Genomic DNA, 22,946 nt, shown 5'->3' on the forward strand with positions numbered 1-22,946 from the left:
TTTTTTATGCAAATTGTTTAAGTGCTTTTTCAGCTAACAAAGCGAAATACTCTGCACTTATAGGTAATGCTCGTTCGTCTACTGTAAAAGCGGGATGATGCCATTCATGTGTACCACTCGTTCCCATAAATACGAATGAACCAGGTATTTCTTGTTGATAAAAAGAGAAATCTTCTCCGGCCATCGACGGGGTAGGGGAGATGATATTTAAATTCATTTTTTCTGCAACTTGAGTCGATAAGTTTGTTAGAAATGTATCGTTATGAACAGCAGGAGGCCCTGCATAAAAACGAAATTCTGTTTTTACACCTAATGCATCAGAAACCCCTTGAATAATACGTCTCATGAGTGCAGGGATTTTTTCACGTGTTTCAATTTGGAATGTACGTACAGTACCTTCCAGTGTTGCTTTTTCAGGAATAACGTTCCACGTATTTCCTGAATGGATGTTTGTAACACTAACGACTGCATTATGAGAGGAACTTATATTCCGGCTTACAATTGTTTGGAGTGCCATAACAATTTGAGAAGAGGCGACAATAGGATCTACCCCAGCATCTGGTACAGCTGCATGCGTACCAACTCCGTGAATTTCAATTTCAAATCGATCAACCCCGGCCATGAGTGGACCATCTTTAATACCGATTGTACCTACTGGTAAATCAGGCTTATTATGCATACCGAAAATAGCTTGCACATCACGTAAATGTCCGGCTTCAATTACTTTGCAAGCACCATCGCTACTTTCTTCAGCTGGCTGGAATATAAAGCGTACCGTTCCGCTAAGAGAAGATTCTTTTTCTTTTAATAAATAAGCGGCACCAATAATAGCAGCTGTATGAAAATCATGTCCACAAGCGTGCATCCTGCCGTGAATTTTTGAAGCGTACGGCAAATTTGTTTCTTCTTGAATAGGAAGGGCGTCAATATCAGCACGGATCGCTATTATCGGTCCACTATGATTCCCCGAAATTTCAGCAATAACGCCTGTTTCTAAACTAGAATTAATAATCGTAATGTTTTTCGCTTCTAACCAATTCTTTATAGCTTTCGTCGTTTCAAATTCTTCATATGATAATTCTGGATGTTCATGCAAATTGCGACGAATAGAAATGAGTGCCTCCGTTAATTGCTCTAGATTTGCTACCACTTATCATGCCCTCTTTCTTAAATAAAGTATTTACATTAAGTATACAATAAGAAAAGAGAGGATTCTCAAATGAAAATCCTCTCTCGTTTTATGCTGCCAAATTTTTTTGTGTATGATGTTTACGATAACGTCCACTCATTGCATAGGCAATTTGCGGGATTGCAATACCGATTAAAATAAGTGATACACCGAACCATTGTGAAGATAGCACAGCTTCTTTTAAAACGAATACAGACATAATTGTTGTAACCGGTAGTTCTGCTGCACCAAGAATCGTTGCTAAGCCAGAACCGATCTTTGGAATGCCAATTGTAAAGGCAATAGAAGGAATAACGATACTAAATGTTCCTAAACCTAAACCGTATTTCCAAAGTCCTTCAGAAATTGCACCGTTAAAAATAAATGTTGGCGGGAATACAATCATTACTAAAGTTAAAGCGCCAGTCATTAAGAGAACACCGCGCGGTAATGAAGGTACTTCAACAGCAACTTTTCCGCTTACGAAAATGTATGTTGCGAATGTAACAGCAGATAATAAACCTAGTATGATTCCGGTCATATCGAAATCACCTGCTGATTTTTCTAGTAAACCACTTGATAAAAATGTACCTGCAAGTAAGAAAATAACGGAAATTACCTTTTCTCTTGAAGGTAATGTTTTTGTTGCGACTGCTTCAATAATAATTCCGACCCAAACGAATTGGAATAAAAGTATAATTGCAATAGATGCTGGTACAGTTTTTAATGAAGCATAATAAAAAATTCCAGTGAAGCTTGCAGATGTACCTGCAACGAATAAAATTAACGCTTGTTTTAATGGAACACGATGTCTAGAAACTAGAAGTGTAATAGCAAGCAAAATAATCCAACCGAACAAATATTGGCTGCCAATTACTTCTCCAAGTGAAAATCCTTCTGCATATGCAAGTTTAACGAAAATGGCTAAAATCCCATAACTACACGCTCCTAATAAAACTAAAAGAGAATAACGAAGCATGAAAAATTCCTCCCATCTATATGAAATTGTTTCTAACGGACATATATAACTAGAGGGAAGTATACAAAATTAAAAATAAAGGGTCAAATAAAAGAAAAGTGTGACATTTTATAGAATAATAATAAAAGTATGATATTTATGCATAATCTTGAAATTAATAATAATAGAAGTATTATAAAATCAGCTTTGTATTGTATAAAGATAGCATTTGAAAAAAATATTATTTAATCAATATGTATGTAGACGTACTCGTAACGTGCTAATCATTTGAGAAACTATGTTACCTTTGTTATGTTAATAACAATTAGAGAAGTTTCGTAGTTCAATTGAGATTTTTCTATATAATAGAAGGAAATGAAAACGTTTTTTTAGAAACTGTGTGAAAGAGTAGTTTCTCTTATTATTACGTTGGAAAAGTGATTTCACGAATTGTTCACAGCATTTTTATATGTTTTTGCTACAATATGTAAGGAGAGGAGTGGAACAATGCAAGATATTAGTATTTTTTTAGCGTTTGGCGCCGGGTTTTTATCGTTTATTTCCCCATGTTGCTTACCGCTTTATCCGGCATTTTTATCGTACATAACAGGTATGTCGGTTTCTGAGTTGAAAGAAGAAAATGCAATGCTTCGCAAGAGAAGTATGATACATACAGCGTTTTTCTTACTTGGATTTTCAATTATATTTATTGCAATTGGATTTGGTACAAGTTTTATCGGAGGTATCTTTACAGATTATAAAGATTTAATTAGGCAGTTAGGTGGTATATTTATCATCGCGTTCGGTCTTATTATTGTCGGTGTGTTTAAACCTAAATTCTTAATGCAAGACCGTAAATTTACGTTTAAAAATCGTCCGAGCGGCTATTTTGGATCCGTTTTAATTGGATTGGCATTTGCTGCAGGGTGGACACCTTGTACAGGACCTATTTTAGTATCTGTCATTGGATTAGCAGCAACGAACCCAGAATCAGCAATGATTTATATGATTGCATACATACTTGGATTTGCTATCCCATTTTTCGTGCTATCATTCTTTATTACAAAAATGTCTTGGATTAAAAGAAATAGTATGAAATTCATGAAAATCGGGGGATACGTTATGATTGTCATGGGTATCTTCCTATACTTTAACTGGATGACGAAAATTATCGTATATTTCTCAAGTTTATTTGGTGGTTTTACCGGTTTTTAGTATTATTCTGTGAAAATGTTGGAAATACTAACGGAAAAGCATATAATGAAAGTATATTTTGCATATAGCCACAAAAAAGGATGAGAAAATATGAACATAGTTGTTTTATCCAGTATCGTTGCTGTTTGTATGGCTGTCGGTGCGATGTTTATTCGTTTAAAAGCAGCTAAGAAACCTGCAACATTGAAAAAAATTATACTTCCACCATTTTTTATGAGTACGGGAGCATTGATGTATGTTTTTCCAGAATTTCGATTAACTCCAGCAGAAATGTTAGAAGCAATTGGTGTCGGTTTGATATTCTCTATTTTTCTTATTAAAACATCTAAATTTGAGATTAGAGGACAAGAGATTTATTTGAAGCGTTCAAAAGCCTTTGTTTTTATATTAATTGGATTACTTGTCGTGCGAATTGTATTTAAAACATACTTAAGTCAATCTCTTGATTTAGGACAACTTAGTGGCATGTTCTTCTTACTGGCGTTCGCGATGATTGTGTCATGGAGAATTGCCATGTACCGTTCCTTTACGAAATTACAGAAGGAAATGGAAAAAGAAGATGGTTTTTATAATGAAAAAGATATGAAATTAACTTAAAAACTGTATATGTATAAAATAAAAAGACAGCGTTTTTTGACGCTGTCTTTTTATTTATATTGTTAACATCTTCTGTCCCAGCCGCGTCGTATAAAACGTTCCCCATTAAAGAAACAATTTAAATTTGGTGATACAAACGGACCGATAAACGGAATGATATTTGGTTCTGTAGTCTCATCAACAGGAATCGGTGGTTTAGTAGGATCAGGTCTAAGTGTATAGCGAACGCGGGCAGTATTTCGAATGAGACCGTTTCGTGGCTCTGCTGTTACTTGAACGATAAAACGGACAACAACGGATTGACCTGGATTAACAGTTCCAATAAGAATACCGACAGTTGGATTACTTCCAGGACGTGAAACGCCGTTTACTGTTACTGAATTTGGATAGAAAGTGACTTCGGGAGGCAGTGGATCGGTAATGAGTACATTATTTGCAGGAATAGCGCCATTGTTAGTAAAGGTAAGTGTATATGTGATGAAGTCACCGAGTGAGGCGCTATTTACATCTGCGGTCTTAATAAATGTGTTTGGCTCATTAGGGTTTACTTCTATCGTAATTGGTGGTGTTGTTGTCGTTGTTGTGACAGGTGGTCTAGTAGGATCAGGTTGAGAAGTATACGTAATGGATGCGATATTTGTAATCATTCTATTAGCTGGAAGTGTAATAACCTGTACTTGGAATGAAATAGTTACTGATTCTGCTGGATTAAGAGTTCCGACTGGAATTCCTGTGGATGGATTTGCGCTTGGAACGGGAATGTTATTAATTGTGACACTATTTGGAATGAATGACGTGCCGGCAGGAAGTGAGTCTGTAACAGAGATATTAGTGACAGGGATCGTACCTTCATTTTGGAATGTGATAGTAAATGTAATCGTATCACCTACTGAAACGATGGATTTATCAGCGGTTTTTATCGGATTAATAGTCCCGACGTTTACAGGGGTAGTTGTAGTAGGTGTAGGCGTAGTAACGGATACAGGTGGCTTAGTAGGATCTGGTTGGTATTGGAATGAAACGCTACCTTGGTTTTGAATTTTTCCGTTTGGTGGAATCGAAGTAACTAGAACGCGGAAAGAAATCGTTGCTGATTCAGAAGGAACAAGTGTTGAAATAGGGATGCCTGCTACTGGATTTGCGGTTGGTTGTGGCACGTTGTTAATTGTAACACTATTTTGAATGAACGAAGTCCCGGCGGGAATTGTATCAGTTACAACTATATTATTAGCAGGAATGGTACCTGTATTTTGGAGTGAAATCGTATACGTAATGATATCACCTAGTGTAACTGTTTCCGGCGTAGCTGTTTTTTGCGGATTTAATATAGCTGTATTTACATTCGTTGTGTTAATTGGAGTAGGGTCTGTAATGGTAATAGGAGGTTCACCAGGAACTGGTTCATATGTGAAAGTAACAGTCGCTTGATTTCGAATGATACCGCCAGGTGGTACGCTTGTTACTCTCGCTTGGAATTGAACAGTAATTGTATCGTTCGGATTGACTGTGCCTACAGGTATACCCGCTACAGGATTTGCTCCAAGGTCTGAAACGCCATTTATTACAACGCTGCCTGGAACAAACGTTAACCCATTCGCTAATGGATCAGTAATGATAACAGAAGTTGCCGGGACTGATCCGCGATTTTGGAAAGTTACGGTATACGTTATGATCTCATTTATATCTACAATTTGTTTGTCTGCTAGTTTATTTGGGTTAGGAGTAGGCGTAATAACGGATACTTCAACAGTTGGAGTAGGGTCTGTAATGGTAATAGGAGGTTCACCAGGGTTTGGCTGGAATGTGTAAGTGACAGTTGCAGTGTTTTTAATAATACCGTCTAGCGGGAGTGCAGTTACAGTAACTTGATAAGTTAATGTAATAATTTGCCCTGGAGTTACAGTTCCAACATTTACACCACTATTTGGATTTGCCCCAGGTGAAGAAACACCATTTACCGTAACGCTATTCGGAACGAAAGTGGTACCAGTTGGAGTAGGATCTGTAATAATCACATCTGTCGCATTAATATTCCCGACATTTTGGAACGTAATTGTATAAGTGACAGTATCACCAAGGTTAATAATTTGCGGGTTTGCTTGTTTGTTAGGGTTAGTAGTAACTTCACTTACTTGCGTCTTCGTAGTAGGAGTAGGGGTAGTAACAGACACAGGTGGTCTAGTAGGATCTGGCTCATATTGGAATGAAACGGTCCCTTGATTTTCGATAAAACCTGTCGGTGGTATTGATGTTACTTGAACTTGGAACGTTACGATGACTGAAGTGTTAGGTGCTAATGTACCGATAAGAATTCCAGAACTAGGAATGATACCTGGTTGTGTAACGCCATTTATCGTAACGCTATTCGGAATGAAAGTAGTACCAGCTGGAATAGGATCGGTTACAACTACATTTGTTGCAGGGACAGTTCCTGTATTTTGCAAGGAGATTGTATAAGTGATTGTGTCACCTAATAAAGCAAATATTTTATCAGCAGATTTTGTAGGGTTCGTTGTTGCTGTGTTGACATTTGTAGTAGTAGGGGGCGTTGGAGTAGTTACTGTTACTGGTGGTTCTCCAGGATTAGGTTGGAATGTGTAGGTGATAGTAGCTTCATTTACAATAATTCCGTTAGGTGGTATGGAAACAACGCGAACTTGGAATGTTACAACGACCGATTCACTAGGATTTAATGTGCCTAGAGGGACGCCAAGAGCTGGATCTACATTACTAGTTGGAATACCGTTAATTGTAAGGCTTTTTGGAATGAAAGTAGTCCCTGTTGGGATGGGCATTAGTTGTTGTATATCGGGACAATTCATATCCTGTTAGGAATGTTAGTTTATACACTGGTTTACTCATTTCTACATTGGGTGAGACCGCAACGATTTCGCATTTCATCACGCCAGCTGCAGCACCATTTAATGCTCGTGTATTTACAATGGCGTTAAATGGTGATACGGATGCGACGGCAGATACATTTGTTTTAAATGGTACAGCGCTTTCGGGTCCTAATAATGCCAATCCTAATTTTTTCGCTTCGCAAGTCAATAATTATTTAGGAAATTTAGATACAATTGGCAGCTTTGCAGACCGAAATATGCCCATTGGAACTGCAGCGAACAATCGGCGTGCTGAATTTGATGTGACGAATGTTCCTGCTAACGGTGTATTAACAGCTGGGTCAACTTCTACATCAGTTAATATCCCAAATACATCTGATTATCTTTATGCTGGTGCTGTAGGTTTGCAAATCGAGTTAGGAGAGGCTCGTTTATCTGCTACAAAATCGGTAACTGTAAGTTAAAAAGATTGCTATATACTAGCAATCTTTTTTTATGAGGAGGATTTTGTTAGTAAAGATTCATAATGAGAATAATCAATCTCTTTTTCTTGTAGTTTTTTCACTAAAAATTTATGGTCGCGCTTTGGTGTAGCGATAATATATCCTTTAATAATTAAATCTTGTGTAATTTGAGAGGCTTTTTCTTGTAATGCTAGTTCTCCGATTTTTCCGGCAATTTTTGATTTAGCAACATCGCGAAATAGTTCTGGAACAGGACTTACGAGCTCTTCTAACAATTGTTTTTGTTCGTCATCCCATAAATGCCTAGTTTTATTAATATAGTGCTCTTCCCAATCTAATATAGACATACCATCTTCTTTTGGTATTCGTTTTAAAAATTTTCTGAACATAAAGTATCCACCGATAGACATAAGTCCTAATAAAATAACAGTCCATAGCACAATAAACCAACTGAACCATCCTTCGAGCAAGCGTATCCCCCCTTAATGATTGCGGTTTTCTTTTATTCATATTATAAACAGTGAGATTCATAGAAAGCAAGAACGCTTGGTCATTTTGACCAAGCGTTATCATTTAAACAAAGTATAGTTGTTCAACACATAAAGTGTTACTATCATCTTCTACATATTCAATGATTAATGTGCCAACTTTACGATCTTTATCTTCAGTTGTGAAAATAGAGTAAGAAGTAAAACGTGCTGTTGATAGGCCGCTTATATGTGTAGGTAAAGAAATGTAGTCGTTATCGCGGAAGAATTCCATCAGTTCAATATCCTCAAATTCTTTTCGGTCAACTTGTTTGTTTGTATAGCGGCGTTGAAGTTGTTTTAAAGACTCATTCCAAGAAATTGCTTTTGTGTCGTATACCATTGTTCTATCTCCTTACTGTATGTAATAACTAAGAACATACGTTCTAAACTAGTATACTCTTTTTATTAGAAAAGGGAAAGCAAAAAATAATGTAAGCTTGGATTTCCAAGCTTACATTATCGATGCGTCCGTCATAATCTCTATTTTTTATTATAAGTTAGATAAGAATAAGAAACAAGATGATATATATTTTGTTGATGGTTTTCAAAATTCTGTATATTATAGATGTACTAAAGCGCGAGGGAATGAGAGGAATGGCATATGTAATTTCACTTCAAGGACCGATGGCAAGCGGAAAAACAACATTGGCTAAAAGGTTAGAGCGATGTGGACTTTCAGTTATATATGAAAATCCTTATCCAATTGTAGAAAAACGAAAACAATTAAATTTGGATATGAATTCAAAAGAAGGGTTTATTATAAATCAAAATATGTTTATGGAAGCAAAAATAAAGGAGTTTCAAAATGTGAAAGATTCAGTCGTTATTTTTGATCGTGGACCTGAAGATATTGAATTTTATACACTTTTTTATCCAATGATTATAGGGAAAGAGTGGGATATAGAAACTGAATTGAAAGATGAATTATATAAATTAAGAGAATGTCGCTCAGATGCTATTTTTTATTTAGATGTGACGGAAAAGAATGTATATGATAGAAAAAAAACGATAGAACAAGAAACAGAAGTACATTTGATGAGCAATTTAGATTAGTAGAAACTGAAAAAGACTGGTATAAACAATTTTCTGTAACTTATGTGGACACGAATAGATTAACAGTGGACGAATTAGAGGCATATTTTATGAAATGGTTGAAGGAGAGAGGGTTATGAAAAAAATACTTTTATTTGTGTATCCGACATTTGCGGAGTTTGAAATAACAGTAGCTACGGCGCTACTTAAAAATAAATTTGAAATCATTACAGCGAGTGTAACAAAAGAATTAATTATAAGTGAAACAGGTTTGAAAGTGCAACCACATATAGAATTAAGTGAAGTGCGTGTAGAAGAATATGAAGGAATTATTATTCCAGGCGGAGATGCGATACATATGAAGGAGGCAGAAGTACTTTTTTCAGTCATTCGTCAATTTCATGAACAAGAAAAATTAGTAGCTGCTATTTGTGCTGGACCGTATGCGCTAGCAAAAGCAGGATTATTCAAAGCAATCTCGTATACGGTGACTATGGATTATCAAAAATTAGATTGTTTTCCAGTAGAAAATTTTGTATATGAAGAAATTGTGCAACACTCAAATATTATTACAGCACAGGGGCATGCATTTGTACCATTTGGAATAGCGATTGCCTCTTATTTTGGAGTAGCAAATGAACATAATATAAATTTTTATGGTGGTAAAGGCAATATGATGATGGAGAAACTTTTACCTGAGAATGTATAAAAGCTAGCGAATGCTAGCTTTTTTCTTTTTGACATCGATAAATGGCTAAAGCTTTCGGATCGCGCCATATACCGTTATGAAGTGCAGCTTCAAACCTTTCAAGTAATTTTTCTTCAATTCGAAAATGAATATCTTTTCGCTTCGTCATTGAAATATCGCCCCTTTGCATTTGTTAGTGAGACTATAGCACACCTGAAAACTTTGTGTGAATAATTTGTGTGCACAAATGAAGGAGATGAAAAAAATGTTTGAATGTGAGTTTAAACTATTGACGATTTAACCGTTTTCATATATTCTTAAATTAAGAAATATTCAAATAATTAAAAGAAATGAGAGAGTCACATGCTTCTTCAAGGAACACATCGAATTGGTCGTATGGCCATGTTGTTGGCACTTGCGGATGAGAATGAAAGCCCTGTATTATCTATTCCGAAAGGTTGGAAGTATTGTACGGGGAAAGTGGGTTCGATGAATTCGCAAAAAGTTGTAGCAGCAATGGAAACAGCGGCTAAGAGCAACCAAGTTATTGAAACAGACGTTTACAGAGAAACGCATGCACTTTATCATGCAATTATGGAAGCTTTGTACGGAGTGACGAGAGGTCAAATTCAGTTAGCAGACGTTCTTCGTACAGTAGGACTTCGATTTGCGATTGTGCGCGGTACACCATACGACGGAAAAAAAGAAGGCGAATGGGTTGCTGTTGCATTATATGGAACGATTGGTGCACCTGTAAAAGGATCTGAGCATGAGGCGATTGGTTTAGGAATTAATCACATATGATTTGCCCATAGTCTATTAGTTAGAAGGGGGCCTTACTTTTTTTAGGACAGAAGTCTGTCTTAAAAAGATAAGGTCCCCTTTTGCCTTTTTAAGGAGGAAAAAAGAATGATTACGTTAACAGGACACACATTGACAATTGAAGAAATGAAGAGGTTGTTACTTGAAGGAGAAGGTGTAACAGCTTGTCCAAATAGTATGCAAAAGGTGGCAGAGTGCCGCGAAGTAGTTGAGAAAATTGTAGAGGATGGAAAAGTCGTTTACGGTATTACAACTGGATTTGGAAAGTTCAGTGACGTGCTTATTCAAAAAGATGATGTAAAGGCACTTCAACACAATTTAATTCAGTCACATGCATGCGGAATAGGCGATCCATTCCCTGAAGAAGTATCACGCGGTATGTTAATTTTACGAGCGAACACGATGCTTAAAGGCGTATCCGGTGTTAGACCGCTTGTTGTAAATATGCTTCTTGAGTTTGTAAATCGTAAAATTCACCCAGTCGTTCCGCAACAAGGTTCACTTGGTGCGAGTGGCGATTTAGCGCCTTTATCTCATCTTGCGCTCGTATTATTAGGTGAAGGTGAAGTGTTCTATAAAGGGAAACGCGTTCATGCGATGGTGGCTCTTACAGAAGAAGGTCTTGAGCCGATTGAACTTGAAGCGAAAGAAGGGCTTGCATTAATCAATGGTACGCAGGCGATGACAGCGCAAGGAGTTCTTTCTTATATAGAAGCAGAAGCAACGGCTTATCAAGCTGAATTCATTGCTTCGATGACAATTGAGGGGTTACAAGGCATTATTGATGCATTTGATGAAAATGTTCATAAAGCACGTGGTTATAAAGAGCAAGTGGAAGTAGCGAGCAGAATTCGTGACATCCTTCACGATAGTAAGTTAACAACAAAGCAAGGAGAACTACGAGTACAGGATGCATATTCACTTCGCTGTATTCCACAAGTACACGGTGCTTCTTGGCAAGTTTTAAATTATGTGAAAGAAAAATTAGAAATTGAAATGAATGCCGCAACAGATAATCCGCTAATCTTTGATGGCGGAGAAAAAGTAATTTCGGGTGGTAATTTCCACGGTCAACCGATTGCGTTTGCGATGGACTTCTTAAAAGTAGGAATGGCGGAACTTGCAAATATTTCAGAGCGTCGTATTGAGCGTTTAGTAAATCCGCAATTAAATGATTTACCTCCATTTTTAAGTCCAGAACCAGGACTTCAGTCTGGTGCAATGATTATGCAATACGCAGCAGCGTCACTTGTTTCTGAAAATAAAACGTTAGCACATCCGGCGAGTGTTGATTCAATCCCGTCATCAGCTAACCAAGAAGATCACGTAAGTATGGGAACAATTGCTTCACGCCATGCGCATCAAATTATTCAAAACGTAAGACGTGTTCTTTCAATTGAAATGATTTGTGCAATGCAAGCAGCAGAATATCGCGGTATTGAAAACATGAGTACAGTGACGAAGAGCTTCTACCATCAAGGTCGTCAGCAAGTACCTTCTATTACTAATGACCGTATATTCTCAACGGATATTGAAAATATTGCGTATTGGTTAAAAACGAATTATTCGATAAAAGAAAGATTAGATGTAAACGCAGCACTATAAAATGAGAAAAGGGAGAGATTGAAATGGAAAAAGTAAAACAAACAATTCGCGCGCCAAGAGGTACGGAGTTACAAACGAAAGGGTGGGTTCAAGAAGCTGCACTTCGTATGTTAATGAACAATTTAGATCCTGAAGTTGCTGAAAAACCAGAAGAATTAGTTGTATATGGCGGAATTGGCCGTGCAGCTCGTAACTGGGAAAGCTACCAGGCGATTGTAGATTCATTAAAAACGTTAGAAAGCGATGAAACATTACTTGTTCAATCAGGAAAACCAGTTGCAATCTTCAAATCACATGAAGATGCACCTCGCGTTCTTTTAGCGAACTCAAACTTAGTACCGAAGTGGGCGAACTGGGATCACTTCCGTGAACTAGAGAAAAAAGGTCTTATGATGTACGGACAGATGACAGCAGGTAGCTGGATTTATATTGGAACACAAGGTATTTTACAAGGAACATATGAAACGTTTGGAGAAGCGGCACGTCAACATTTCGATGGTTCATTAAAAGGTACAGTAACACTTACTGCTGGTTTAGGTGGTATGGGTGGTGCACAACCTCTTGCTGTAACGATGAATGGCGGTGTTGTTATTGCTATTGACGTTGATAAGCGCAGCATCGATCGTCGTATTGAAAAGAGATACTGTGATATGTATACAGAATCGTTAGAAGAAGCATTAACTGTTGCGAACGAGTATAAAGAGAAGAAAGAACCAATTTCAATTGGTTTATTAGGAAATGCGGCAGAAATTTTACCAGAACTAGTGAAGCGTAATATTACGCCAGATTTAGTTACAGATCAAACATCTGCTCATGATCCATTAAACGGTTATATTCCAGTCGGTTACACATTAGAAGAAGCAGCGAAACTTCGTGAAGAAGATCCAGAACGTTACGTACAATTATCAAAAGAAAGCATGACAAAACATGTGGAAGCAATGCTTGCTATGCAAGCAAAAGGCGCAATTACATTTGATTACGGAAATAACATTCGCCAAGTTGCTTTCGATGAAGGTTTGAAAAATGCATTCGATTTCCCAGGATTCGTTCCAGCATTTATCCGTCCATTATTCTGCGAAGGAAAAGGACCATTCCGCTGGGTAGCACTTTCTGGTGATCCAGAAGATATTTATAAAACAGACGAAGTTATTTTACGTGAATTCGCTGACAATGAGCATTTATGTAACTGGATTCGTATGGCACGTCAGCAAGTTGAATTCCAAGGTCTTCCATCACGTATTTGTTGGCTTGGTTACGGTGAGCGCGCGAAATTTGGTCGCATCATTAATGAAATGGTTGCAAATGGTGAATTATCAGCACCGATCGTTATCGGCCGTGACCATTTAGATTGCGGATCAGTAGCATCTCCAAACCGTGAAACAGAAGCGATGAAAGACGGTAGTGATGCAGTAGCAGACTGGCCAATTTTAAATGCATTAATTAACAGTGTAAACGGTGCGAGCTGGGTATCTGTTCACCACGGTGGTGGCGTTGGTATGGGTTATTCACTTCACGCTGGAATGGTTATCGTTGCAGATGGAACAGAAGCAGCAGCAAAACGTATTGAGCGCGTATTAACTTCTGACCCTGGTATGGGGGTTGTTCGTCACGTTGATGCAGGATATGACTTAGCTGTGGAAACTGCGAAAGAAAAAGGCGTTAACATTCCAATGATGAAATAAGGAGGAGAAAACATGCTGGACACTTTACTAATAAATATCGGTCAATTACTAACAATGGATCAAGAAGATGGCTTGTTAAGACGGGAAGCGATGAACACGCTTCCTGTTATCGAAAACGGTGTGATTGGAATTGAAAACGGCGTAATTACTTTCGTTGGAACAGCGGAAGAAGCGAAAGGATTACAAGCGAAAGAAGTTATTGATTGCGGCGGGAAAATGGTTTCTCCTGGTCTTGTTGATCCGCATACTCACCTTGTATTTGGTGGATCTCGTGAAAATGAAATCGCACTAAAATTGCAAGGAGTTCCGTACTTAGAAATTTTAGAACAAGGCGGAGGTATTCTTTCAACTGTAAATGCAACGAAACAGGCGTCGAAAGAAGAACTTGTTCAAAAAGCGAAATTCCATTTAGACCGTATGCTATCTTTTGGAGTTACAACTGTAGAAGCGAAGAGTGGTTACGGATTAGATGATGAGACAGAATGGAAACAATTAGAGGCAACTGCGCAATTGCAAAAAGAGCACCCGATTGATTTAGTTTCCACATTTTTAGGTGCTCATGCAGTTCCGAAAGAGTATAAAGGGAAATCAAAAGAATTTTTACAATGGATGTTAGACTTACTGCCAGAAATGAAAGAGAAGCAATTAGCTGAATTCGTTGATATTTTCTGCGAAACAGGCGTGTTCTCTGTCGAAGAATCAAAAGAGTTTTTATTAAAAGCGAAAGAGCTCGGCTTTGACGTGAAAATTCATGCAGATGAAATTGATCCTCTTGGTGGTGCGGAAGCGGCGGCTGAAATTGGTGCAGCATCAGCGGACCATTTAGTTGGTGCTTCTGATAAAGGAATTGAAATGCTTGCAAACTCTAATACAGTAGCCACTTTATTACCAGGAACAACTTTCTATTTAAATAAAGAAAGCTTTGCTCGTGGCCGAAAAATGATTGATGAAGGTGTTGCGGTTGCGCTAGCTACAGACTTTAACCCAGGTAGCTGTCCAACTGAAAACATTCAGCTTATTATGAGCATCGCAATGCTCAAGCTGAAAATGACACCAGAAGAAGTTTGGAACGCGGTAACAGTTAACTCTTCTTACGCAATTAATCGTGGGGACGTAGCTGGGAAAATTAGAGTTGGTCGTAAGGCAGATTTAGTTTTATGGGATGCTTACAATTATGCTTACGTACCGTATCATTACGGCGTAAGTCATGTAAATACAGTATGGAAGAATGGTAATATCGCATATACAAGAGGTGAACAAACGTGGAGCACGGCCACTATTTAAAGAAGAATGCAAAGTTTATCGATCGTGAAGTGACGAAATGGAGTGAAATGATTAAAGATTGGGAGGAAGGCGTGGAAATATTCGGTGCTGCCTTAATTGGAGCACCCCTTTCTAAACCATCTATTAGTCATTCAGGAGCGAGCTTTGCTCCAAAAACAATTCGTGCGATGTTAGATGCATATAGCACGTACGCAATTACAGAAGAACATGATATGAAGGAAAGTGTTTTATATGATTGCGGTGATATTACGATGCATGTGACGGATATAAAAGAAAGTCATAACCGAATTGCGAAAACAGTTGGTCATGTAACGAAAGTAAATCCGAACATGATACCAATCGTTCTTGGCGGGGATCACTCGATTAGTTTTCCGAGTATAACAGGATTTGCAAACAGTAAAGGAAAGGTCGGGATTATTCAATTTGATGCCCATCATGATTTACGTAATTTAGATGATGGTGGCCCATCAAATGGTACACCGTTCCGTAGTTTACTAGAAAATGGTGTCATTACAGGAAAACAACTCGTTCAAATCGGAATTCGCAATTTTTCAAATGCGCGAGTGTACCATGAATATGCAAAAGAACATGGTGTGACAGTGTATACAATGAAAGATGTACGAGAGCGAGAAATCAAAGATATTATCACGGAAAGTATTGAAGTATTAAGAAAGCAAGGCGTGACTTCTATTTATATTTCTCTTGATATGGACGTACTCGATCAAGCATTTGCACCAGGTTGTCCAGCAATTGGTCCTGGCGGAATGGATAGTACGACTTTACTTGATGCGATTGAATTTCTTGGTAAAGAACCGCTCGTTCAAGGGATGGATATTGTAGAGATTGATCCAACACTTGATTTTAGGGATATGACGAGCCGAGTAGCTGCACAAGTGATTATGAGTTTTCTTTTAGCAAGAGAGACAGTCCGTAATCAGGTTAGTGTATAGGCGTGAAATTAATAGGGAATGTTTAATGATTCCGTATAAAAAACACATTACTACTTATATGTAGTAATGTGTTTTTATGTAAAAAGAGCAGGCGAAATTAGAATGTATATATGTGTGGAAAAGTTAATAAGATTGCGGGTTTTTAGTGATATTTTACGAATTTATTTTCTTAGTTCGAAAGGATTGACATGAAAAATAATTTTATGATAAAATAAAAATTTTGCTAAAAAAGTAATTGTGTGATAAGATTGAGAAGGTTACCATATATGGAGGTGGATTATTTGTTTCAAATTGGCGATAACATTGTTTATCCAATGCACGGAGCAGGTATAATTAAAGCCATAGAAGAGAAGGAAATTGCAGGAGAAAAACAACAGTATTATGTTATAAAAATGTCGGGTAGTAATATGGAATTAATGATTCCTGCAGGGAGAATATTGAGCTCAAATATACGACCAGTTACGGATATAACGGCGATAGCACACATATTGGATATTTTTCAACATGGAGAATCTGATAGATTACTTACGTGGAAACAAAGGTATAAATTGAACACTGATAAAATAAAGACGGGTAAAATACAAGAAGGTGCTGAAGTTGTACGTGATTTATTACGTATGCAGAAAGAAAAAGCACTTAATGCAAGCGAAAAGAAAATGTTAGATAACGCACACGAATTTTTGATGAGTGAACTGGGATTAATTGAAGGTATCACAGAAAGTCAAATAAAAAGCTTTTGTTAAGATTTATTACAAATAATGTATTATATCCCAAAAAAGATTTTGAATTTTTTGGGAGCATAATTATAGAAAATTAATCATTTCAAAGACATTCAACTCTTTCAAACCACTTTTAGAGCATTAACCCCTTTTGTTATTACTACAATCAAATCCATTTTTATTTTTAAAATTCTTTACGAATGTTCGAAGTTTAATTAAACACTTCGATAGAATAGTTACTTGATTTTTGCAATCCTGATTCACACTGGCACGGACGAGGAGCCGTAAGGATGAAAGAGAGGTAGGGCTTTCATTGTTTTAGGTTTATAAGTTATTATTTTTAGAAGAATACTGAACCACCCTCACTTCTATTGCTAAGGAATTTTTATATGTGAAGAGATAATAATTGTTTATATAAAAGAGATAAACAAATTGACAACCATATATGGTCAACTAAAAAAGGTTTCCTAAGTAGGAAACCTTTTTTAGTTTATTTATAGCATTCTATTTGTTTGATATTCGAATATTTTGAGTTTAAAGCGTATAAATTGACGTTACTATCTAAAAGTAAGTATGATGCGATTATAGTAAGAACTTTTTTAGGGGGAAGAAAAATGACAAGTTCAAATAATAAAGCAGCAAGTATTTATGAAGGAACAAATATAAACGCTTGGGGATCTTTTGAAAATATTGAAGAAACAAAGTTGTTTAATCCGATTCAAATTGGATCTTGGTCTCTTCGTAATCGCATAGCGATGGCACCGATGACGAGATGTTTCGCAAATCATGAAACGGGAGTAGTTGGTACTGATGTAGTTGAGTACTATAGAAAGCGTGCAGCTGATGGAGTTGGATTAATTATTACAGAGGGAATCGTCATTAGCCCAAGAGCAAAAGGTAATCCAGGAGTACCAGGAATTTATACACAAGAACAAATCGATTCGTGGAAGCCTGTTACAGAGGCAGTACATAAAGAAGGCGGAACGATTATTGCTCAAATATGGCATGTTGGACGTATGAGTCATCACGAAATAATTGGTGGGCAAATGCCACAAGCACCGTCTGCTATCGCTGCAGAGGGAAATGTTCCACGTTTTCGTAAACCGTTTGATACGCCAGAAGCAATGACGTTAGAAGAAATACAAGAAGTGATCGGTCAATACGCACAAGCTGCGAAGAATGCAATTGAAGCTGGATTTGATGGAGTAGAAATACACGGTGCACACGGATATTTAATCGATCAATTTACTTATGAGATTGCAAATAAGCGTACTGATAAATACGGCGGAGACTTAAAGGAAAGGTTAACGTTTATGAAAGAAGTAACGGCGGCTGTAATAGAAGCTGTTGGAGCTAATAAAACACTTCTTCGTTTCTCTGCTTTCAAAGGTGATAATCCTACTTATATGTGGGAAAACCCTGAGCTTGCAATTGAAACGTTTGTAAATATGTTCAAAGAAGTTGGATTAACCATGATTCACCCTTCAACGATGAATTATACGGCAGTCATTGCTGACGGAAAGAATTTTCATCAATTAGTAAGAAAATATTGGGATGGTACAATCGTAGGAGTAGGGAATTTAAATCCGAAAGAGGCTGAAGAAGCGTTGCAAGAAGGAACGATTGATGTAGCGGCATTCGGAAGACCTTTAATTGCTAATCCAGATTTTGTTCATCGAATTAAAAATGCCGAAAGTTTAGTTGAATATGATGCGAAAGAGCATCTTGTTACATTAATTTGAATAAAGATAAAAGGAGAACACATCAGGTGTTCTCCTTTTATTATGGATTTTCATAGGAGGAAGCGGGATGAGTGAAACGCTACTCGTTATTATTAGTATATTGCTCTTATTCATGCTACTATTAATCATTTTTTTTATTATTACATTTTTTATTAAAAAACGGACACATCATTCTATATTAAAGCTACATCCATACTTAGGAAGGATGCGTTATTTACTTGAAAAGATAGGGCCGGAATTTAGGCAATATTGGTTTGATCATGATACGGATGGAAAGCCTTTTTCACGGTATGATTTTCAAAGTGTAATGTTTTTAGCAAAGTACCGTTCTGAAATACTTGGCTTTGGATCAAAACGAGATTTTGATACATCTGGTTATTATATTGCTAATACATTATTTCCGATATTAACAGAAGAATTAAGTGTGAATGTAGCGCAAGAACGTGAAGGGAAAAAGTATGTGATTCATAAAGAAGGGTTATTTTCACGAAGAGAAAAATTGACAGCGGATACAACGAATCTTTGGTTATATGAAGAAGATGATGCGGTTATCGTCGGTGAAAATCGTAAATATCCATGGAAACTGTATGGCATGTTTGGAGCATCAGCAACTTCTTACGGTGCGATTGGCGAAAATTATATATTAGCGAGTGGATTTGGTGCGAAGATGGCTGGCGGTTCGTGGATTAATACAGGAGAAGGTGGTGTAATACCAGAACATTTACATACAGGTGCAAATATCGTTGCGCAAATTGGTCCAGGATTATTTGGTTACCGTGATGAGGATGGTAATTTTTCAATGGAGCAATTCATGGAGAAAGCGAAAGAAAGAAATATTAAAGCATTCGAATTGAAATTTGGGCAAGGGGCTAAAATACGTGGCGGTCATCTAGAGGGACAAAAAGTAAATGAGAAAATTGCTTCTGTTCGAAATGTACGAGAAGGAGAAACGATTAATTCACCGAATCGATTTTCATTTTTAAATAATGCAGCAGATACACTTTATTTTATTCAGCAGTTGCAAGAAAACGGAGGTAAACCTGTCGGTATGAAAATTGTAATTGGACAGCAGGAGCCGTTGGAAGATTTATTCAAATCGATGAACGAGTTAAACATCTATCCAGATTTTATTACAATAGATGGTTCAGAAGGTGGATCAGGTGCAACGTATAAATCGATGGCAGATAGTATGGGGATGCCGCTTATTCCAGCGTTACTGACATGTATTGATACAGCGAATCATTATGGTGTTCGGGACAAATTCAAAGTGTTTGCCTCGGGGAAATTAATTACACCAGATAAAGTGGCAATTGCTTTAGCTATTGGTGCTGATGCTATAAATTCAGCACGCGGGTTTATGATGGCAAGTGGCTGTATTATGGCGCTTCAATGTAATTCGGGGCAATGTCCATCTGGTGTGGCGACGACGAATCCTCATTATCAAAAAGCGTTAGATCCGTATGAGAAGAAATGGCGCGTAATGAATTATGTTGTTAGTATGAGATATAGTTTGTTCTCACTTGCGGCAGCAGCGGGAGTAAAGAGTCCACGCCATTTAACGAGAGAGCATATTGTGTTTAAAGATGAGGTGGGGCGGGTGGTGCCTCTTTCGGAACTGTTTCCTACTAGTAAATAGAAAATAAGCTATGTTTAATAGATTAAAAGTCATACATTTGTATGGCTTTTTAATTTGGAAATGAGGAGTGAAAAAGTGCATGATATATTTTCTGAATATTTTCACTTTAATTTATTTTGAAAGCCGGGTAATCCACTGGGATAAAGGCGTTTATAAAGGTTTTTACATGTAGTGAAATTGGCTTGTTCACTTGAAAGAACAAAAAATGTTTGTTAAGGTAGGGAACCATAAGCGAAAACAAGAAAATAGAAAAAGTCATCTTTCGAAATTTTGAATGGCTTATGTAACTAAGGGAGAGATTTGGTGAAGATTGAAATTATGGTTTCGCTTGCTATTTATATGGCAGGTATGTTGTATATCGGTTATTGGTCTTATAAGAAGACATCCGATTTATCAGATTATATGTTAGGCGGAAGGGGACTCGGTCCAGCAGTTACAGCTTTATCAGCTGGTGCTTCGGACATGAGTGGTTGGATGCTAATGGGATTACCTGGTGCGATGTATGCAACAGGATTATCAAGTGTATGGATTGCGATAGGTTTATTAATAGGTGCTTATGCAAACTATTTAATTATTGCCCCGCGTTTGCGAACGTATACAGAAGTGGCAAATGATTCAATTACGATTCCAGACTTTCTAGAGAATCGATTTAAAGATCGTACGAAAATACTTCGTTTTGTCTCCGCTATCGTCATTTTAGTATTTTTCACATTTTATGCGTCGGCTGGTTTAGTATCAGGTGGACGTTTGTTTGAAAATTCTTTCAACCTAGATTATAAGATTGGTTTATTTGTAACTGTCGGTGTCGTAGTTGCTTATACACTATTCGGTGGTTTTTTAGCAGTAAGTTGGACCGACTTTGTGCAAGGATGTATTATGTTTATTGCTCTTGTATTAGTGCCAATTGTTGCTTTTACAGATGTGGGCGGTGTAACAGAAACATTCAATACAATTAAACAAGTTGATGCATCGCATTTAGATATGTTTAAAGGGACTACAATTCTTGGGATTATTTCATTTTTAGCATGGGGTCTTGGGTATTTTGGTCAACCACATATTATTGTCCGCTTTATGGCGATTACTTCTATTAAAGATTTAAAAACTTCTCGTAGAATCGGTATCGGTTGGATGACGATTTCAATTATAGGTGCAATGCTTACTGGCCTAATTGGTATTGCTTATTACGCTAAAAATAATGCAACGTTACAAGACCCAGAAATGGTCTTTGTAACATTCTCAAACATTTTATTCCACCCGTACATTACTGGGTTTTTATTATCAGCTATTTTGGCTTCGATTATGAGTAGTATTTCCTCGCAATTACTTGTTATTTCAAGTGCAGTAACGGAAGATTTCTATAAAACATTTTTCCGTCGTGACGCAAGTGACAAAGAACTTGTATTTATCGGTAGGTTGTCAGTATTAGTAGTAGCTATGATTGCAGTTGCTTTAGCGTATCATCCAAGTGACACAATTCTAACACTTGTCGGTTATGCTTGGGCGGGATTTGGTTCAGCATTCGGCCCCGCTATTTTATTAAGCTTATATTGGAAGAGAACGAACAAATGGGGCGTTCTTGCTGGTATGATTGTAGGTGCAGTAGTTGTTATTACTTGGGTACAAATTCCAAGTTTAAAAGCGACTATGTATGAAATGGTACCTGGATTCTTCTGTAGCTTATTAGCTGTTATTGTTGTAAGTTTATTAACGAAAGAACCAGTGAAAGCAATTCATTGTGAATTTAATGAGATGGAAGCAGTGCTGGAAGAGGAAATGACATAAATTGCAAAGAGAGTAAACTAAATTGGTGTTTACTCTCTTTGCAATTTAAAATGAAAATAAGGAACTTGTTGACAACTAAAAGTAAGTAACTTATAATAAATATAGATTCAAGATAATTTTTGTTACGAATAAAGATTTCAGATCGAGTAAATATTTTTTTGAGGATTATCTCGAATTCGAGATAAAATTATAATAGAGGATTTTACTTTGCAGTATGGACAAAATGAATAATGAATTTGAATGTATAAAAGTTTTTAAAATGAAATAAAAAGGGGCGGAGAAAATGGAAAAGAAAACGATGGGAATTCATCATATTACAGCAATCGTAGGACACCCACAAGAAAATGTGGATTTTTATGCTGGTGTGTTAGGTTTACGTTTAGTGAAACAAACAGTGAATTTTGATGATCCAGGTACTTACCATCTTTATTTTGGTGATGAAGGAGGGAAGCCCGGAACAATTATTACGTTTTTCCCATGGGCAGGTGCTCGTCAAGGAATTATTGGTGACGGTCAAGTAGGAATCACTTCTTATGTCGTACCAAAGGGCGCAATGGAGTTTTGGGAAAATAGATTAGAAAAATTCGATGTTTCGTATACAAAAATGACTCGATTTGGAGAACAGTATTTAGAATTTGATGATCCACATGGTTTGCATATAGAATTAGTTGAAAGAGAAGAAGGCGAATTAAATAATTGGAGTTTTGGAGAAGTTACACCAGAAGTAGCAATTAAAGGATTTGGTGGTGCTGTTCTTTTATCTGCACAACCTCAAAAAACTGCTGAATTGTTAGAGCATGTTATGGGTCTTGAGAAAATTGGAGAAGAAGGTGAATTTGTTCGATTCCGTTCTTCTGCTGATATTGGAAATATTATCGACTTGAGATTATCAACAATCGGTCGTGGTCAAATGGGTGTTGGTACAGTTCATCATATTGCTTGGAGAGCGAGTGATGATGCTGATCAATTAGATTGGAAAGAGCGTGTGACTCGTTTTGGATATCACGTAACGCCTGTACAAGATCGAAATTATTTTAACGCAATTTATTTTAGAGAACACGGGGAAATCTTATTTGAAATTGCAACAGACCCTCCTGGTTTCGCTCATGACGAATCGTTAGAGACGATGGGTGAGGAATTAAAGTTACCGGAGCAATATGAAACACATAAAAAACAAATTGAACAAACACTTTTACCATTTGAAGTGAGAAATTTAGACGAAAAGTGAT

General features: G+C 37.0%; 17 protein-coding genes and 5 pseudogenes. 16 read left to right on the top strand and 6 right to left on the bottom strand.

Going from position 1 to position 22,946, the window contains the following annotated elements; genetic code table 11:
• Window positions 1-4: 4 nt before the first annotated feature.
• On the bottom strand, window positions 5-1,150 hold the full coding sequence (locus tag MR115_RS14830; RefSeq protein WP_242241803.1) for a M20 peptidase aminoacylase family protein: 1,146 nt from the start codon (window positions 1,148-1,150) through the stop codon (window positions 5-7).
• An 88-nt stretch (window positions 1,151-1,238) separates the two neighbouring features.
• Window positions 1,239-2,147, bottom strand: a complete 909-nt coding sequence (locus tag MR115_RS14835) for an EamA family transporter (RefSeq protein ID WP_242241804.1) — start codon at window positions 2,145-2,147, stop codon at window positions 1,239-1,241.
• A 326-nt stretch (window positions 2,148-2,473) separates the two neighbouring features.
• Here MR115_RS14835 and MR115_RS30055 point away from each other — a divergent pair.
• The 3 genes and pseudogenes from MR115_RS30055 (at window position 2,474) to MR115_RS14845 (ending at window position 3,938) form a co-directional block, all read left to right on the top strand.
• Window positions 2,474-2,617, top strand: a pseudogene (locus MR115_RS30055) (peptidase T).
• A 16-nt stretch (window positions 2,618-2,633) separates the two neighbouring features.
• Window positions 2,634-3,341 carry a cytochrome c-type biogenesis protein CcdA gene (ccdA, locus tag MR115_RS14840; RefSeq protein WP_063262430.1) on the top strand — a complete coding sequence of 236 codons (708 nt, stop codon included), beginning with the start codon at window positions 2,634-2,636 and terminating at the stop codon, window positions 3,339-3,341.
• Between the two features lie 90 nt (window positions 3,342-3,431).
• Window positions 3,432-3,938: a CcdC family protein gene (locus MR115_RS14845; protein ID WP_001028640.1), complete on the top strand. Its 507-nt coding sequence runs from the start codon at window positions 3,432-3,434 to the stop codon at window positions 3,936-3,938.
• A gap of 62 nt (window positions 3,939-4,000) precedes the next feature.
• Here MR115_RS14845 and MR115_RS14850 read toward each other — a convergent pair.
• Window positions 4,001-6,727: pseudogene (locus MR115_RS14850) on the bottom strand (DUF7507 domain-containing protein); the annotation flags it as partial.
• Between MR115_RS14850 and MR115_RS14855 the strand changes: the two are divergent.
• Window positions 6,721-7,245, top strand: a pseudogene (locus MR115_RS14855) (hypothetical protein); the annotation flags it as partial. The pseudogenes MR115_RS14850 and MR115_RS14855 overlap by 7 nt on opposite strands.
• A gap of 29 nt (window positions 7,246-7,274) precedes the next feature.
• On the opposite strand, the gene MR115_RS14860 reads toward MR115_RS14855, so the two are convergent.
• Together MR115_RS14860 and MR115_RS14865 are read right to left on the bottom strand one after the other, a co-directional pair.
• On the bottom strand, window positions 7,275-7,715 hold the full coding sequence (locus tag MR115_RS14860; protein ID WP_242241805.1) for a DUF2621 domain-containing protein: 441 nt from the start codon (window positions 7,713-7,715) through the stop codon (window positions 7,275-7,277).
• Window positions 7,716-7,818: 103 nt separating this feature from the next.
• On the bottom strand, window positions 7,819-8,115 hold the full coding sequence (locus MR115_RS14865; protein ID WP_242241806.1) for a hypothetical protein: 297 nt from the start codon (window positions 8,113-8,115) through the stop codon (window positions 7,819-7,821).
• A 254-nt stretch (window positions 8,116-8,369) separates the two neighbouring features.
• Here MR115_RS14865 and MR115_RS14870 point away from each other — a divergent pair.
• Window positions 8,370-8,947 (top strand): annotated as a pseudogene (locus tag MR115_RS14870) (AAA family ATPase).
• Entirely contained in the window at window positions 8,944-9,516 is a 573-nt protein-coding gene (locus tag MR115_RS14875; protein ID WP_242241807.1) for a DJ-1/PfpI family protein, read from the top strand. The pseudogene MR115_RS14870 and the gene MR115_RS14875 overlap by 4 nt, the downstream one beginning before the upstream one ends.
• A 76-nt stretch (window positions 9,517-9,592) precedes the next feature.
• Here the strand turns inward: MR115_RS14875 and MR115_RS14880 are convergent.
• Window positions 9,593-9,685 (bottom strand): annotated as a pseudogene (locus MR115_RS14880) (class I SAM-dependent methyltransferase); the annotation flags it as partial.
• Between the two features lie 173 nt (window positions 9,686-9,858).
• On the opposite strand from MR115_RS14880, the gene hutP reads away from it, so the two are divergent.
• The 10 genes from hutP to MR115_RS14930 all read left to right on the top strand — a co-directional run bounded on the left by hutP (window position 9,859) and on the right by MR115_RS14930 (window position 22,945).
• A complete protein-coding gene (gene hutP, locus MR115_RS14885) occupies window positions 9,859-10,299 on the top strand; it encodes a hut operon transcriptional regulator HutP (protein WP_000926516.1) in 441 nt (146 codons plus the stop codon).
• 105 nt (window positions 10,300-10,404) lie between these two features.
• Window positions 10,405-11,922, top strand: coding sequence for a histidine ammonia-lyase (gene hutH / locus MR115_RS14890; RefSeq protein ID WP_000631839.1), 1,518 nt, complete (start codon window positions 10,405-10,407; stop codon window positions 11,920-11,922).
• Window positions 11,923-11,945: 23 nt separating this feature from the next.
• On the top strand, window positions 11,946-13,604 hold the full coding sequence (hutU, locus tag MR115_RS14895) for a urocanate hydratase (protein WP_088029287.1): 1,659 nt from the start codon (window positions 11,946-11,948) through the stop codon (window positions 13,602-13,604).
• A 12-nt stretch (window positions 13,605-13,616) separates the two neighbouring features.
• On the top strand, window positions 13,617-14,888 hold the full coding sequence (gene hutI / locus MR115_RS14900; protein ID WP_242241808.1) for an imidazolonepropionase: 1,272 nt from the start codon (window positions 13,617-13,619) through the stop codon (window positions 14,886-14,888).
• Complete coding sequence (gene hutG, locus MR115_RS14905) at window positions 14,867-15,838, top strand: formimidoylglutamase (RefSeq protein ID WP_242241809.1); 972 nt, start codon at window positions 14,867-14,869, stop codon at window positions 15,836-15,838. Before hutI ends, hutG begins: the two co-directional genes overlap by 22 nt.
• 281 nt (window positions 15,839-16,119) lie before the next feature.
• The gene (locus MR115_RS14910) at window positions 16,120-16,581 is read left to right on the top strand and encodes a CarD family transcriptional regulator (RefSeq protein ID WP_170956876.1); all 462 of its coding nucleotides are present in this window, start codon (window positions 16,120-16,122) and stop codon (window positions 16,579-16,581) included.
• Window positions 16,582-17,171: 590 nt separating this feature from the next.
• A complete protein-coding gene (locus MR115_RS14915) occupies window positions 17,172-18,299 on the top strand; it encodes an alkene reductase (protein WP_242241810.1) in 1,128 nt (375 codons plus the stop codon).
• A gap of 67 nt (window positions 18,300-18,366) precedes the next feature.
• Window positions 18,367-19,935 (top strand): FMN-binding glutamate synthase family protein, encoded by a 1,569-nt coding sequence (locus MR115_RS14920; protein WP_132131297.1) that lies wholly within the window; start codon window positions 18,367-18,369, stop codon window positions 19,933-19,935.
• 303 nt (window positions 19,936-20,238) lie between these two features.
• Window positions 20,239-21,717, top strand: a complete 1,479-nt coding sequence (gene putP, locus MR115_RS14925; RefSeq protein WP_242241811.1) for a sodium/proline symporter PutP — start codon at window positions 20,239-20,241, stop codon at window positions 21,715-21,717.
• A 283-nt stretch (window positions 21,718-22,000) separates the two neighbouring features.
• Window positions 22,001-22,945, top strand: coding sequence for a ring-cleaving dioxygenase (locus MR115_RS14930; protein WP_242241812.1), 945 nt, complete (start codon window positions 22,001-22,003; stop codon window positions 22,943-22,945).
• Window position 22,946 lies beyond the last annotated feature (1 nt).

This window comes from Bacillus cereus group sp. BfR-BA-01309, assembly GCF_022664315.1.
Classification (GTDB): Bacteria; Bacillota; Bacilli; order Bacillales; family Bacillaceae_G; genus Bacillus_A; species Bacillus_A mobilis.